Origin of the sequence: Klebsiella sp. 10 (genome assembly GCF_018223925.1) — a bacterium.
Taxonomy (GTDB): Bacteria; Pseudomonadota; Gammaproteobacteria; order Enterobacterales; family Enterobacteriaceae; genus Klebsiella; species Klebsiella pneumoniae.
Window position 1 is genome coordinate 1 of sequence record NZ_JAGRRB010000007.1, and the last position, 15,187, is coordinate 15,187.

Genomic DNA, 15,187 nt, shown 5'->3' on the forward strand with positions numbered 1-15,187 from the left:
CGCTATGGTGTGGCTCCTGAAATCTACGGGCGTGCAGCAGGGCTGATTCCCGCTGAAATCGGCGAACCGAAGGTCGGCAGATAAGGCGGGGCTCACGCCCAAACGCAACGTGAACGCAAACCCCACCCTCACCCTACCCCTCTCCGAAAGGGAGAGGGGACCGCCCGGTAGTCGTTGCAGCCTGGAGTATCCCCGTTACCGACCGGTAGCGCCGCGCTTACCCCCGCCGATGCGCCCACTCGCGCATACGTTGAAACAGTACATACAGCGACGGGATAAACAGGATGCCAACCATCGTCGCCACCAGCATCCCGCTGAATACCGTGGTGCCGATGATCCGCCGGCTCTGCGCCCCGGCGCCGGTGGCGAGCATCATCGGCATGATGCCGATAATAAACGACACCGCGGTCATCATTACCGCGCGGAAGCGGCGGGTAGCCCCCTCGCGCGCAGCGTCGACTATCGACAGCCCCTCCTCGCGCCGGCTGCGGGCGAACTCAACGATCAGAATCGCATTCTTCGCCGCCAGGGCGATCAGCAGCACCAGCCCTATCTGAACATACACATCGTTGGCATAGCCCGCGGTCCACAGCCAGAGCAGCGCTCCGCCGATGGCGAACAGCACCGAGAGCATGACGCTCGCCGGCAGCGTCCAGCTCTCATACTGCGCCACCAGGAACAGCCACGCCATCGCCACCGCCGCCAGCACGATCCACACCGCCTGATTACCGGTCTGCTGCTCCTGCCAGGAGATCCCGCTCCAGGCATAGTCATATCCCGGCGGTAGATGGGCCTGCAAAATCTGCTCCATGGCCGCCATCGCCGTGCGGCTGCTGACCCCCTCGGCCGCTGAACCGCTCACCGACACGGACGGGAACTGATTGTACTGCTGAATAAACGGCGCCCCCACCGTCGGCGTAATGGTGACCAGATTGCTCAGCCGCACCCGCTCGCCGTCGCGGCTGCGGACGTACAGCTCGCTAATCTGCTCAGCCCGCTCGCGCCACTGCATCTCATTTTGCATCACCACATGATAGACACGATTGTTACGGCTGAAATCGCCGGCGCGCGTGCCGCCGAACGCCGTCTGCAGGCTGCTGAAGATCTGCGCCACCGGCACATCCAGCAGCGCCGCCCGGTCGCGGTCAACCGTCAGGGTCAGCTGCGGCACGTTGCTGCTCCAGGTGGTAAACACCCGGCTCAGCTGCGAATGCTGGTTCGCCAGTTGGAGGATCTCCCGCGTCACCTGCTCCAGCTCCGCCGACGACTGACCGGCCTGCGCCAGGATGCGCAGATCAAACCCCGAGGCATTGCCCAGGCCCGGCAGGGTCGGCGGTGCGAAGGTCATGATCGTCGCCTCCGGTAGCGACAGCAGCTGGCGCTGAATATCCGCCATCACCGCATCCAGCGGCGGCCGCTGATGCCAGTCCTTGAGCATTACCGAGATAAACCCGCCGTTAGAGGCGCTGGTGCCGTTGAGAATGTTGAACCCGGACACCTGAATCACATCCTCCACCGCCGGGTTAGCCATCAGCAGCTTGCGCGCCTGGGCCATCACCGCTTCGGTACGCTCCAGCGACGCCGCCTCCGGCAGCTGCACGCTGGCAAACAGGTAACCCTGATCTTCCTGCGGCAGGAAGCCTTTCGGCATCGAGGTGAAGCTGAACGCCACCAGCGCGCCTGCCGCCACCGTCGCCGCCAGCGCCAGCCAGGGACGGCGGTTCATCCTGCCTACCAGCCGGCCATAGCCGTCGCGGGTGCCGTCGAGAAGACGGTTAAACGCCCGCCACACCGCCGCCGGCCGGGCAGGACGCGGGCGCAGCAGCAGCGCGCAGAGGGCCGGCGTCAGGGTTAGCGCCACCAGGCTCGACAGGGCCACCGCGGTGGAGAGCGTCACGGCAAACTGCCGGTACAGCTCGCCGACGATCCCCGGGAGCAGCGCCACCGGCACAAACACCGCCAGCAGCACCAGGGTCGTGGCGATTACCGGCCCGGCGATCTGCCGCAGCGCCTGGGCGGTGGCCTGCAGGCGATCCAGCCCTTCCGCCATTTTGGTTTCCACATTCTCCACCACCACAATGGCGTCATCCACCACCATCGTCAGGGCGAGAATGATCGCGAACAGGCTGAGGGTGTTGGCGCTGTAGCCCAGCAGATAGAGCACCGCAAAGGTGCCGATCAGTGACACCGGGATCGCCAGCACTACGATCAGCGTCGCCCGCCAGCTCTGCAGAAACAGCGACACCACCACGACCACCGCCAGCAGGGTCAGCGCCAGCGAGACGCCGATCTCTTTGATCGTCGCCGCCACAAAGCGGGTGGTATCGAACTTCACCTCCCAGGTGAGATCCGCCGGAAAGCGAGTGTGCAGGCGGTTAAGCTCCGCACGCACTGCGCTGGCGACCTGCAGGGCGTTGGCGGTGGGCGTCGGATAGATCCCCAGATAGGCCGACGCTTTACCGTTCAGCTGGGCGCCGGAGCTGTAGCTGCGGGCGCCCAGCTCAATGGTCGCCACGTCGGCGAGGCGCACCAGCTGCCCCTGCGCGCCGCGGCGGATAATAATCTCGCCAAAGCTGGCCGCCTCGTTCAGACGCCCCAGCCCGTTGATGGTCAGCGTCTGCTGCTGGCCGTTAAATACCGGCGGGGTGCCCACCNNCCCACCTGCCCCGCCGCGCCCTGCACATTTTGCTCGCGCAGCGCCTGGGCGACATCATCCGTGGTGATGTTGAGCGCGTTCATGCGGTCCGGGCGCAGCCAGATACGCATGCTGTAATCCCGGGCGCCAAACATCTGCACCTCGCCGACGCCGGGCAGGCGGGCCAGCGCCTCGCGCACCTGGGTGCTGGCGTAGTTGCTGACAAACAGCGGCGTCAGTGTGCCCAGCGGCGAGTAGAGGCTTACCCCCATAAGCAGATTGCTGGCGCGCTTGCGCACCTGGACGCCATTCTGCTGCACCTCCGCCGGGAGCTGCGCCAGCGCCTGCGCCACCCGGTTTTGCACGTCGATCGCCGCCAGGTCGGCATCGGTGCCCGCCGCGAAGGTTATGCTCAGGCGGTACGTCCCCTCATCCGAGCTGGTGGACTCCATATACAGCATATGATCGACGCCGTTGAGCTGGGTCTCCAGCGGGGCGGCGATGGCTTCCGCCACGTCTGACGCGCTGGCGCCCGGCCAGCTGGCGCTGACGTTCACCACCGGGGGGGTGATCGCCGGGTACTGCTCCACCGGGATCAGCTTCAGCGACACCGCGCCGACAAAGGTCAGCAGCAGCGCGATCACCATGGCAAATCGCGGACGACGGATAAAAAAGGTCAGCATCCCTTCTCCTTAGCTAGTTCAGCACCTGCACCGCGGCGCCTTCGCGCAACCGCTGCGCGCCGTCGGTGATCACCTGCTCGCCCGCCTGCAGCCCTTTCTCGACCGCAAACTGCTGCCCCTGCTGCCCCGCGAGGGTCAGACGACGCTGCCCGGCGGTGTGGTCCGGCTTCAGCACCCAGCTGAAAAAACCCTGCGGATCCTGCTGCACGGCGGCGGCCGGGACCATCACTCGCGACGGCAGTTCCTGCGGACGGAACAGGATCGTCACGCTGCCGCCCGGCAGCAGACGGTGCTGCGGATTGGCGAACTCGGCCCGCACCGCTACGCTGCCGGTGCGGGCGTCGATCCGGTTATCGATAGAGGTCAACACCCCGTCGCGCCGTTTACCATCAACCTCAATCTGCGCCAGCCACGCCTGCTTCAGAGCGTGGATATCGGCGTGCTGGCCGGTTTTGCTGAAAAACGCGGCTTCGTCGAGGGCGAACGAGACCCGCACCGGATCCAACTGCACAATGTCCACCAGCACGCCGCTGGACGAATTGACCAGCGTCCCGACGTGAAAGGCGCTATGGCCCACGCGACCGGTCACCGGCGCCGCAATCTGAGTGTAGCTGAGCACAATCTGCTGGGCCTCGACGCGGGCTTTGGCCTGCTGTACGGCAGCGGCGGCGACGTCGCGCTGCATCCGGGCCGTATCGACGTCGTTGCGGCTGATGGAGTGATTGTTGATAAGCCGCTCGTAGCGAGTGAGCAACTGCTGCGACTGACGTAATGAGGCTTCGGCGCTTTTCAGCTCGGCCTGCGCCAGAGCCAGCGCCGCGCGGGGCTGCGCGTCGTCGAGGGTAAACAGCAGGTCGCCTTCGGTAACATACTGCCCGTCCTGGAAGTGGCGCTGAACAATCACCCCTTCGGTGCGCGCGCGAATGTCGACGGCGCGGATCGCCTCGACCCGCCCGGGGATAGCGCGTTCTTCAGCATGAGGAGCCAGTTCAACCGTGGCGACGCGGACCGGCACCGCCGGCGCGGCGGTCGCCGTCAGGGCGCCGCCGACCAGACCGCAGGCCAGCAGAGCAAAGCGGAAGGTTTTAATCATAGAGGATCCTTGCGACAGTAACGCGCGCCTGCAGCGAGGCGCGCGAGATTGTTCAGGCCGTTTTGCGGAACCGGCGCGTCAGACGCTTCTCGACTTCCACCACCAGGAACATGGCGACGCCGATGACCAGAGTGACAAACCAGTAGCGCAGCGGCAGCGCTTCCGTACCAAACATGCTCTGCATCAGCGGGACATAGATAATGACCAGCTGCATCAGCAGCAGGACGCCGGTCACCAGCCAGATGCCTTTGTTGCGCAGCAGGCCCATGCTCAGGGAGAAGCTGTCGCTGCTGCGGCAGTTGATCATGTAGACCCACTGCGCCGTCACCAGCATCTGCAGCAGCACGGTGCGGATAAACTCCGGACTGTGGCCGCGCGGCGCCAGCCAGGCCTCAAGGATAAAGGCGGCAATCGCGATCATCGACCCGACGAAAGCCACTCGCCACACGGCGAAACCATCCATCACATGCTGGCCGGTTTTACGCGGCGGACGGTTCATCACGTTGCGCTCTGCGGCCTCAAAGGCCAGGCCGAAGGAGAGCGTCGCCGACGTCGCCATGTTCATCCACAGGATCAGCACCGGGGTCAGCGGAATAATGTTCCCCGCCAGCAGGGCGATGATGATCAGCAACCCCTGCGCCAGGTTGGTCGGCATGATGAAGAGGATGGTCTTCTTCAGGTTGTCATAGACCCGACGGCCCTCTTTTACCGAGCTGGCGATGGTCGCGAAGTTATCATCGGTCAACACCATGTCGGCCGCCTCTTTGGTGACTTCGGTGCCTTTGATACCCATGGCGATACCCACGTCGGCCTGGCGCAGCGCCGGCGCGTCGTTAACGCCGTCGCCGGTCATGCCGACCACTTCGCCGTTATCCTGCAGGGCTTTAACCAGGCGCAGCTTATGCTCCGGGCTGGTACGGGCAAAGATGTCGTACTCCACCGCCGCCTTCGCCAGCGCCGCATCGTCCATGTGCTCCAGCTGGTAGCCGGTCATGGCCTGGCTGCTATTGGTGATCCCCAGCATCTGGCCGATGCTCATCGCCGTCTGCGGGTGGTCGCCGGTGATCATTTTCACGCGGATGCCGGCGGTCTGGCAGGCGTGGATGGCGTCAATGGCTTCCGGACGCGGGGGATCCATCATCCCGGCGATGCCGAGGAAAATCAGTCCCTCCTGCAGGTCCTCATGGTTGAGGGTGGTGGCATCAAGGCTGGCCGGCTTACAGGCCGCCGCCACCATCCGCAGTCCCTGACGGGCGAAGCGCGCCATCTCCTCTTCCCAGTACTGCGCCTCGAACGGCACCGCGCCGTGGCGGCTCATCTGCTCGCGGCACATGGCGAAGATAACGTCCGGCGCACCGGTGATCAGCACCCGGGCATTGCCATCGATGTGCTGCAGGGTCGACATATATTTGTACTGCGAGTCAAAGGGGATCTTGGCCACCAGACGGGCCTCCACCGCCGGGAGCTGCGCTTTCGCCGCCAGCACTTTAAGCGCCCCTTCGGTCGGCCCGCCGGTGATCCCCCACAGACCGCGCTCATCCTGGGTAAGCTGGCTGTCGTTACACAGGTCGATGGTGCGCAGCCAGGTCTCCAGCACGGTGCCGGGCTGAACCTGCACGGGCTCATCGCTCCCCTCGAGGAAGATCCGCCCCTGCGGCTCGTAGCTGTCGCCTTCCACCCGATAGCAGCAGTCGGCGGTGATGATCGCTTTGACGGTCATTTCGTTCATCGTCAGGGTGCCGGTTTTATCCGAGCAGACCACGGTCATGGCGCCGAGGGTTTCCACGGTCGGCAGCTTACGAATAATCGCCCGCTTGCGCGCCATCGTCTGCACGCCGAGCGACAGAATAATCGAGATGATCGCCGGCAGTCCTTCCGGTACCGCGGCTACCGCCAGGCTAATCAGCGACAGCAGCAGCTCGCCCATCGGGATATCCCGCAGCGCGAGGCTGAAGATAAACAGCGCCACCATCATGGCGAGAATAATGGCGAAAATCGCTTTGCCGAGCTTATCCATCTGCACCAGCAGCGGGGTACGGTGCTTCTCAATACCCGCCATCATCTGGTTGATATGGCCGAGTTCGGTCTGCGCGCCGGTGGCGGTCACCACGCCGACGCCGCCGCCGGCGCTGACGGTGGTCCCGGAAAAGACCATGTTCACCCGGTCGCCCAGCGGCAGATCGCCCTCCAGCGCGTCGGTGATTTTATCCACCACCGTCGACTCGCCGGTGAGGATCGCCTCTTCCACCCGCAGGTTGTGGGTTTCAATCAGGCGCATATCCGCCGGCACGCGGTCGCCGGCGCGCAGGATAACGATATCCCCCGGAACCAGGTCGCGCGTCGGGATAGTCTCATGCTTGCCGTTACGCTGGACGCGGGCATCGCTGGAGAGCATGTTGCGGATCCCCTGCAGCGATTTTTCGGCGTTGCTCTCCTGGATATGACCGATCAGGGCGTTAATCACCGTCACGCCGAGGATCACCAAGGTATCGACCCAGTGCCCCATGATGGCGGTCAGCGCCGCGGCGGCCAGCAGCACGTAAATCAGTACGTCGTTAAAGTGGGCGAGAAAGCGCAGCCAGCCCGGTTTGCCTTTCTTTTCCGGCAGCGCGTTCGGCCCACAGGTATTCAGGCGCTCGGCGGCGTCTGCGGAACTTAACCCAGCGGCCTGGCTTTTGGTCTGCGCCAGCACTGCGTCAACGGTCTGCTGCCAGACCTGCCGTGGCGCGGTGTCGCCCGAGGGCGTCGTAAACTTTGGGTTATTCATCTTGGTCAATTTACATTTTCCTTATAAATTCCGTGAGTCGGAAAGCCTGAAATCATTCCTGGCCAATGAAGTAAAAGAGGGCAAAAATGCCGATAAAAATGTGAACCAATACAAGTCTAAATTTTTCGCAAAATAAAAATTTTGTGATAAGTTAATTCCACAAACCAACTATTACAGAATATTAATAAACCAAAACTAAACGAGGTAAAATATGTTTGGAATCTACCGCGGGCGCCGACTGGCGCTGTACATCGCGCTAGCCATTATCATTGCTACGCTGGTGGGATATAGCACTTACAGTTTTGTAAAAGCGCTGGCATAATAATGACGTTAATTTACACCCGGCTGCAATTAACTTAATTACAAATTATTTCAGATTAATTAACATGAGAGCGAAAGGCAGGCGATAATATTTAAAATAGTCGTGTTATAGCGAGTAAAAAAACAAAGCATATTGCGTTAAGCATTATTTTACCGGACAATATGTTTTTTAACTGATGATTAACATGACATGAAACATCCACTGGAAACGCTGCTCTCCGCCGCCGGGATCTTACTGCTGGCCCTGCTCTCCTGTCTGCTGTTGCCCGCGCCTTCGCTGGGCCTGACGCTGGCGCAAAAGCTGGTTGAGACATTCCATATGATGGATCTCAACCAGCTCTATACGGTGCTGTTTTGTCTGTGGTTCTTAGCGCTGGGCGCCATTGAGTATCTGGTGCTGCGCTGGGTGTGGCGTCGCTGGTTTTCCCTCGAGCGGTAAACCAGGAGAGGCGCGCCTCAGTGGGCGCGACTGTGGTTCTCTTTGCGGTAGGCGCCCGGCGGCTGATTGAAGGTCCGGGTAAAGACGCGGGTAAAAGTCTGTTGCGAATCAAAGCCATACTTGAGGCAGATATCGTAGACCCGCTGATCGGTGTCGCGCAGATCGCGGGCGGCCAGCAGCAGCTTCCTTTCGCGAATATAGCGCCCCAGGCTCTCCCCTTTGTACTGTAAAAACAGCCGTTGCAGATGCCATTTCGAATACCCGGCATGGCGAGCGATATCATCAATACGCAGCGGTTGATGCAGGTTATCATCAATCCACTCGACGATAGTATCAATCACCTGAGCGGAAATCGTCATATGCTCTCTCCTCTGATACTGCACTGGCGCTTAGCGCCACCAGGCGTTAAATGATTGCGTCTTATCGGCGACCCACACCGGCTCGCCCTGCACAGGCGTCAGCAGACGCCAGGCCCTTCCTTCGCTGGCAGCCGCCAGCCGTTGATACGGTTCATCCCAGCTGTGTTTCGCCAAAACGAATCGTCCTGCATGCCCAGGCAGCACCGCGCGAGCGCGCAGGTCGTCGGCAGCCTGAGCCGTTTCATCCGGCATCATGTGGATATATTTCCAGTCCTGGTCATACTGCCCGTTCTCCATGATCGCCAGATCGACCGGACCGAACTCATTGCCTATTGCTTTAAAGTGCGGCCCATACCCGCTGTCGCCGCTGTAATAAATCTTTTGCTGCCGGGTAACAAACAGAAAACTGGCCCACAGCGTCTGGTTACGCTTCAGCCCACGGCCGGAAAAGTGCCGCGCCGGCAGCACGTGGACGGTGAGCTCGTCGCTGGCCGGTACCGCCTGCTGCCAGTCCGCTTCGGTAATCAGCGCCCCGTCCATTCCCCAGTAGCGCAGATGCGATCCGACCCCCAGCGGCGTAATGACCCGCTTAATTTTCGGCAGTAAGGCGCGAATGGTGGCGTAATCCAGATGGTCGTAGTGATCGTGGGAGATGATCAGCAGATCGATCTCCGGCATCCCTTCCGCCCGCCACGGATAGTCGCCGGGGAAGGCTTTATTGATAAAGGAGAACGGCGCCGCGTAATCGCTGAACACCGGGTCGATCAGGATGCGTTTTCCCGCCAGCTGCAGGTACCAGGAGGAGTGGCCGAGCCAGACCATCACGTCCTGCCCGAGGGGCAGCGTCGCCAGATCGGTCTTCACCAGCGGCAGCGGTTGCGCGGGACGGGCGTTTTCCCGTTTGGTCATCAGGAAATCCCACCACGCCGCCAGCATATTTTTCTGCCCGGTGAACCCTGGCGTGGGCAATTGGTTATGGAACTGGCCGTCCCGGTAGTGGGGAGACGCTTCCACCTGGCTAAGCTGTGCCCCCTGCGGCGCTTTACCAAAACCGGCATTAAGAACAAACGGCAATGTCGTTGCTGCTGCGAGTAACATGATGGCGACCACGCTGAAAGTGACACGGTTCATATCCTGACCAGACAAAAGCCCCCATCCCGGAGGCTTTATGATATAACTTGATTATGAGTGAGTACGCACTCATTATTAGGAAAGCGATGAAAGTCGTCAAGACGATTTTCAATTTTTGCGTTCCGCCGTTGCAGCGACCTGGTCAGACGTGCCAAGATCGGCGGTTTGTTTAAACCTGCGTGAGGAAAAAAGTAGTGGCTCGTCCAAAGAGTGAAGATAAAAAGCAAGCGTTACTGGAAGCTGCCACCGCGGCTTTCGCCCAGTCCGGCATAGCCGCCTCGACGTCGGCCATCGCCCGCAGCGCCGGTGTGGCCGAGGGAACGCTGTTTCGCTATTTCGCCACCAAGGATGAGTTGCTCAACGAGCTGTACCTCGCGATTAAGCTGCGCCTGGTGCGCACAATGATCGCCGGGCTGGATCCGGACGAGAAGCGCCCGAAAGAGAACGCGCGCAATATCTGGAACAGCTATATCGACTGGGGCGTGCGCAACCCGATGGAGCACAAAGCGATCCGCCGGATGGCGCTCAGCGAGCGCATCACCGACGAAACCCGCCGCCAGGTAAAAGAGAGCTTTCCGGAGCTCAACGAAATGTGCCAGCTGTCGGTGAAAGAGATATTCCTCAGCGAGGCGTACCGCGCCTTTGGCGACGCCCTGTTTCTGTCGCTGGCGGAAACCACCATCGAATTCGCCAGCCACGATCCGCAGCGCGCCCGGGAGATTATCGCCCTCGGCTTTGAAGCCATGTGGCACGCCCTGCATGAGGCGGACGCCTAATGACGCCGGAAACACTGCATCCCTGCGCTCACCGTATCGCCCTGACCTACCCGTTTACCGAACACTGCTGGCCCTTTGGGCCAGAGTACGACGTGTTTAAGGTCGACGGCCGCATCTTTATGATCACCATGACTATTCGCGGGCGGGCGCTGGTCAATCTCAAGGCCGAGCCGCAGAAGTCGCTGCTGAATCAGCAAATTTATCGCAGTATCGAACCCGGCTACCATATGAACAAGAAACACTGGATCACGGTGGTGCCAGGAGAGGATATCAGCGAGGATCTGCTGGCCGAGCTGATTGACGATTCGTGGCATCAGGTGGTGAACAAGCTGAGTAAAAAGGCGCAGCAGCGCCTGCGTCCGCGCTGATTTTCAGCCAAATGCGATAAGTGTTATCGCATTTTTCACCCTTATCATTTTGCGATCTTCGCTGTACTCTTCCTCTCCTGAACGCACCGGTAAGGTGCTGTAAACTGTGAGGAAGAGTTATGGATATCGTATCGGTCGCTTTGAAGCGCTATTCCACCAAGGCCTTTGACGCCACGAAAAAGCTGACTGCCGGGGAAGCGGAACAGCTGAAAACGCTGCTGCAGTACAGCCCGTCTAGCACCAACTCCCAGCCGTGGCACTTTATTGTCGCCAGCACCGATGAAGGGAAAGCTCGCGTGGCGAAAGCCGCCAGCGGCACCTACGTGTTCAACGAACGTAAAATTCTTGACGCCTCGCACGTGGTGGTGTTCTGCGCGAAAACCGCGATGGACGACGCCTGGCTGCAGCGCGTGGTGGATCAGGAAGAGGCCGATGGCCGTTTCGCCACCCCGGACGCAAAAGCCGCTAACCACAAGGGTCGCACTTTCTTTGCCGATATGCACCGCAAAGAGCTGAAAGATGACGATCAGTGGATGGCAAAGCAGGTGTATCTCAACGTCGGCAATTTCCTGCTGGGCGTAGCGGCGATGGGTCTCGACGCCGTGCCGATTGAAGGGGTCGATTTTGCGATCCTCGATGAGGAATTTGACCTGAAAGCCCAGGGCTACACCAGCCTGGTGGTGGTCCCGGTCGGCCACCATAGCGTAGAAGATTTCAACGCTACCCTGCCGAAGTCGCGTCTGCCGCAGTCGACGACCATTACCGAGATTTAATTCCCTTCTGCCGGGAACGCCCGGGCCATGGCGCAGCAGCGTCTCGCCCGGGACTTTCTTCACCCACTCTTTCCCCCTCTTTTCTGCCGTTTGTGCCAAGTTTCTGGCGCTCATAATCCCGCTTGTGCCAGGAATAACGACTTTAGTGTGAACCAGACGATTTAATTAATTGATAAATAATACTTTTCATTTCTGGCACGCCCTTTGCTCTTAACAGATACCGCTATCTGGATGAAGGAGAAACCGGGTGAAACATATCTATGTGGCCAGCCACGGCCATTTTGCTCGCGGACTGGTGAACAGTTTGTCGCTGCTGATTGGCGACGAACACGGCGTTATCCCGGTCTGCGCCTATGACGAAGATATCGTGACCACCGAACAGCTGGAGCAAACCCTGGAGCATCTCATCGTCCAGGCGAATGGTGATGAAGTGGTGATCTTCACCGACCTGCTTGGCGGCAGTATCAACAATAGCGCCGTGAGCGTCTTGATGCGACATCGCAACGTTTTCGTGGTCGCCGGCATCAATCTGACTCTGCTGCTGGAGTTTCTGCTGTGCGAAGAAGCCACTACCGAGGCCGCGATTATCTACGCCACCAGCGCGGCGCGTGAATCCATTGTTTTCATCAATCCTCTAATAACACAACCATCCTCTGACCCACAGGGAGAATCTCATGATTAAACTCGTGCGCATTGATTATCGGCTGCTGCACGGCCAGGTGGTTTTTGCCTGGACCCGAGCGCTGGATATCGACCATATCATCGTCGCCAACGCCAAAGCCGCGGCGGATGCCTTCATTACGATGTCGCTTAACCTGGCAAAGCCAGCGGGCGTCACGCTGGACATCGCCACCGTTGAACAGGCGGCGGAAAAGCTTAACAGCGGCAAGTTGGATCATAAAAAAGTCATGGTGGTCCTGGGCAATACTGCGGAAACCCTCGCGCTAGTGGAAAAAGTCCCAGGAATTAGCGCAATTAATTACGGCGGTCTGCCACAGAAGGAAGGGGCAAGACAATTCGGCAAGGCCATCTATCTGACCGAAGAGGAAATCGCCCATAGCAGAGTGCTAAAAGAAAAAGGTATTCGGCTGGAGATGCGTCAGGTACCCGCCCACTCGGCTGAACTCCTTAACGACCAACTTTAACTTCGGAGGTCACTATGTTGCTCACCGCAACGTTACTCGGACTGATCGCTGCCCTGGGGATACTTGATGGCCGCCTGCTTGGGGTATCAATGATCGATCGACCGCTGGTGATGTGCGCCCTCACCGGTCTGGTCTGCGGTAATTTACATGAGGGGATTCTGATTGGCGCTACGCTGGAGCTTATTTTCCTCGGCAACGTCGCCATCGGCGCCGCGCACCCGCCAGATATCGTGACCGGCTCCGTATTGGCCACCGCGTTTTCGATCATGTCCGGTCGTGGTCCAGAGGCTGCGCTCACCATCGCCATCCCTGTCTCAATGCTGGCGCAGACGCTGGGAATCCTGGTGCGCGTGGTGAACGCCCGCTTTGGTCATCTGGCGGACCGCTATGCGGCACAGGGTAATACCCGAATGGTCGGCCTGATGCACCTCGCCGGTCCGACGCTACTCTATTTTTTAAACGGATTTCTACCGGTATTTTTTGCCATTCTGCTTGGTTCTTCGGCGGTAAGCTGGTTCCTGGAGGCCATTCCGCCGGTGATAACCAATGGATTGATCGTCGCCAGTAAGATCCTGCCAGCGCTCGGCTTCGCCCTGCTGATCAGCATGATGCTCAGCAGCAAACTGATGCCGTACCTCGGTCTGGGATTTCTGATAGCGGCATATACCAAACTGGATATCATCGCCATCGCGCTGTTCGCTGTGGTGTTGGCATTTATCATCAGCCAGTTCCTTAATCTTAAGCAGCAGGAGAGCTAATCATGAGCGAAATGACGCAAACTGTGACTGGCGCTACCCAGCCGCAAAGCGATGATGCAAGCCGCATCACCGCCCGCGATTTACGCAGCGTGTTCTGGCGCTCCTTTACGCTACAGGGCTCCTGGAACTACGAGCGCCAGCAGCATATGGGCTATGCCTTCGCAATGTCGCCAGCCCTGAAGCGCATCTATCAGGACCCAACGGAGCTGGGGCGCGCCCTGCAGCGTCATCTGGTGCTGTTTAACACCACGCCCCATCTCTCGACCTTTATCTTCGGCCTGTCGATTGCCATGGAAGAAGAGAACCAGCGTAACCCCGAATTTAATGAGGAGTCGATAAACGCGATTAAAACCAGCCTGATGGGGCCGCTGGCGGGCATCGGCGACTCCATATTCTGGGGATCATTAAAGGTTATCGCCGCCGGGATGGGTATCTATTTCGCCCAGCAGGGCAGCCTGCTGGGACCGATACTGGCGCTGTTAGTTTATAACCTGCCGCATCTTTTGTGCCGCTGGTATGGCCTGAAGCTCGGCTACCGGGCGGGTACGACCTGGCTGATGAGAATTTACCAAAGCGGCCTTATGGACCGGGTGACCTATATCGCATCAATTGTTGGCCTCATGGTCGTCGGCGCGATGACCGCCAGCATGATAGATATCACCACCCCGCTCAGCTTTACCGCCGGGCAGACCACCATGAAGGCGCAGGAGTTTATTGACAAAATACTTCCTTCGCTGCTGCCGCTGCTTTTCACCCTTGGGATGTACAAGTTGATCCGCAAGGAAGTCAATATTAACTGGATCCTGCTAGGAACCGTCGCGTTTGGCATGGCGGCCAGCGCGCTAGGCCTGCTTTAAGAAGAGGAATATCACCCATGCACGTAGAAGACTATATGAATGAAACACCCGCCTGTCTGCTCGCTATGCTGACGCAGACGCGGGAAGATCTCTGGCAGGCGGCAAAAGCGCTAACGGAGCGCGGCGTCACGCGTATTATCCTGACCGGCTCCGGTACCTCTTATCACGGCGCGCTGACCGCCCGCTCGTTTATGCAGCAGTGGTGCGGGCTACCCGTTGATGTCTACTGGCCTTTTCTGCTGGATGATTCGGCGCTGACCCTCAGCGACAAAGCGCTGGTCATCGGTATTTCTCAGGGAGGCGGCAGCCTCTCTACCCTCGCCGCAATGGAACGCGCCCGGGCAGCCGGGCATCTTACCGCTTCCATGGCCGGGGAAGCGCCAGCCGTTATCGACCGGGCGGCAGATTTGGTCTTAACAGTACCCTGTGGAGAAGAGCGGGCTGGCGCCAAAACCAAAGGGTATCACTGCACCATACTTAATCTGATGCTGCTGGGGCTTGCTGTCGCCAGTCGCCAGCGGCGCCTGAGCGATGAGGAGCGCAAGGCGCTACTCATCCGCATGGATACCACGTTTAATCATTTGCCGACGCTCATTGAGGCCTCGCAGGCGTGGGTTCTCAATCATGCCCGACCGCTTATCGACAGCGCGGACATTCGCCTGACCGGTCCGGCAAGGCTGTTTGGCACCGTTCAGGAAGGTGCGCTAAAGATGCTTGAAACGCTACGCTGTCCGGTTGCCGGTTACGAATTTGAGGAGTTCATCCACGGGATCTATAACGCCTTCGACGAGCGCTCTACCCTGATCATGCTCGATCCGTTTCCCGATGAGCGTCAGGATCGCCTGGCGGAAATACTTGGCGGCTGGACTCAGCATATTTATCGCATTGGTCCACAAGTCGAAAATAACGGCAAAAATATGCCCTTCGCATTTATTAACGATCCCGACTTTGCGGTCTTTGAATATATTATTCCGTTACAAATGGTTTGTGCCCGACTGCCGCCAGTGAAGGGCATCGATCCCGCAATACCGAAGGATCCGCAGTTCCACCAGAAAATGAAAAGTAAACAACTCAATTAATTG

General features: G+C 59.5%; 13 protein-coding genes and 1 pseudogene. 9 read left to right on the forward strand and 5 right to left on the reverse strand.

The window, feature by feature from the left end:
- Positions 1–217 precede the first annotated feature (217 nt).
- The 3 genes and pseudogenes from KHQ26_RS08190 to KHQ26_RS08200 all read right to left on the reverse strand — a co-directional run bounded on the left by KHQ26_RS08190 (position 218) and on the right by KHQ26_RS08200 (position 7,187).
- Positions 218–3,318: pseudogene (locus tag KHQ26_RS08190) on the reverse strand (efflux RND transporter permease subunit).
- Between the two features lie 13 nt (positions 3,319–3,331).
- Positions 3,332–4,411 (reverse strand): efflux RND transporter periplasmic adaptor subunit, encoded by a 1,080-nt coding sequence (locus tag KHQ26_RS08195; protein WP_014907946.1) that lies wholly within the window; start codon positions 4,409–4,411, stop codon positions 3,332–3,334.
- Between the two features lie 52 nt (positions 4,412–4,463).
- Complete coding sequence (locus KHQ26_RS08200) at positions 4,464–7,187, reverse strand: cation-transporting P-type ATPase (protein WP_004152949.1); 2,724 nt, start codon at positions 7,185–7,187, stop codon at positions 4,464–4,466.
- A gap of 502 nt (positions 7,188–7,689) precedes the next feature.
- On the opposite strand from KHQ26_RS08200, the gene KHQ26_RS08205 reads away from it, so the two are divergent.
- Positions 7,690–7,938: a DUF1158 domain-containing protein gene (locus tag KHQ26_RS08205; RefSeq protein WP_002893037.1), complete on the forward strand. Its 249-nt coding sequence runs from the start codon at positions 7,690–7,692 to the stop codon at positions 7,936–7,938.
- A gap of 17 nt (positions 7,939–7,955) precedes the next feature.
- Here the strand turns inward: KHQ26_RS08205 and KHQ26_RS08210 are convergent, their stop codons facing one another.
- Both KHQ26_RS08210 and KHQ26_RS08215 read right to left on the reverse strand, forming a co-directional pair.
- Positions 7,956–8,297, reverse strand: coding sequence for a RamA family antibiotic efflux transcriptional regulator (locus KHQ26_RS08210; RefSeq protein ID WP_002893035.1), 342 nt, complete (start codon positions 8,295–8,297; stop codon positions 7,956–7,958).
- A 30-nt stretch (positions 8,298–8,327) separates the two neighbouring features.
- Complete coding sequence (locus tag KHQ26_RS08215) at positions 8,328–9,443, reverse strand: MBL fold metallo-hydrolase (RefSeq protein WP_020804106.1); 1,116 nt, start codon at positions 9,441–9,443, stop codon at positions 8,328–8,330.
- Between the two features lie 179 nt (positions 9,444–9,622).
- Between KHQ26_RS08215 and KHQ26_RS08220 the strand changes: the two genes are divergently transcribed.
- The 8 genes from KHQ26_RS08220 (at position 9,623) to KHQ26_RS08255 (ending at position 15,184) form a co-directional block, all read left to right on the forward strand.
- Positions 9,623–10,204 (forward strand): TetR/AcrR family transcriptional regulator, encoded by a 582-nt coding sequence (locus KHQ26_RS08220; protein WP_004176968.1) that lies wholly within the window; start codon positions 9,623–9,625, stop codon positions 10,202–10,204.
- Positions 10,204–10,572, forward strand: coding sequence for an MmcQ/YjbR family DNA-binding protein (locus KHQ26_RS08225; protein ID WP_004142557.1), 369 nt, complete (start codon positions 10,204–10,206; stop codon positions 10,570–10,572). The genes KHQ26_RS08220 and KHQ26_RS08225 overlap by 1 nt, the downstream gene beginning before the upstream one ends.
- A gap of 119 nt (positions 10,573–10,691) precedes the next feature.
- Positions 10,692–11,345: an oxygen-insensitive NAD(P)H nitroreductase gene (gene nfsB, locus KHQ26_RS08230; RefSeq protein ID WP_004178896.1), complete on the forward strand. Its 654-nt coding sequence runs from the start codon at positions 10,692–10,694 to the stop codon at positions 11,343–11,345.
- Positions 11,346–11,592: 247 nt separating this feature from the next.
- Entirely contained in the window at positions 11,593–12,027 is a 435-nt protein-coding gene (locus KHQ26_RS08235) for a PTS sugar transporter subunit IIA (RefSeq protein WP_002893017.1), read from the forward strand.
- Complete coding sequence (locus tag KHQ26_RS08240; RefSeq protein WP_002893014.1) at positions 12,020–12,490, forward strand: PTS sugar transporter subunit IIB; 471 nt, start codon at positions 12,020–12,022, stop codon at positions 12,488–12,490. The genes KHQ26_RS08235 and KHQ26_RS08240 overlap by 8 nt, the downstream gene beginning before the upstream one ends.
- A gap of 14 nt (positions 12,491–12,504) precedes the next feature.
- Positions 12,505–13,248, forward strand: a complete 744-nt coding sequence (locus KHQ26_RS08245) for a PTS mannose/fructose/sorbose/N-acetylgalactosamine transporter subunit IIC (protein WP_004183295.1) — start codon at positions 12,505–12,507, stop codon at positions 13,246–13,248.
- A gap of 2 nt (positions 13,249–13,250) precedes the next feature.
- A complete protein-coding gene (locus tag KHQ26_RS08250) occupies positions 13,251–14,105 on the forward strand; it encodes a PTS system mannose/fructose/sorbose family transporter subunit IID (protein WP_020804109.1) in 855 nt (284 codons plus the stop codon).
- Positions 14,106–14,122: 17 nt separating this feature from the next.
- A complete protein-coding gene (locus tag KHQ26_RS08255; protein WP_004183293.1) occupies positions 14,123–15,184 on the forward strand; it encodes an SIS domain-containing protein in 1,062 nt (353 codons plus the stop codon).
- Positions 15,185–15,187 lie beyond the last annotated feature (3 nt).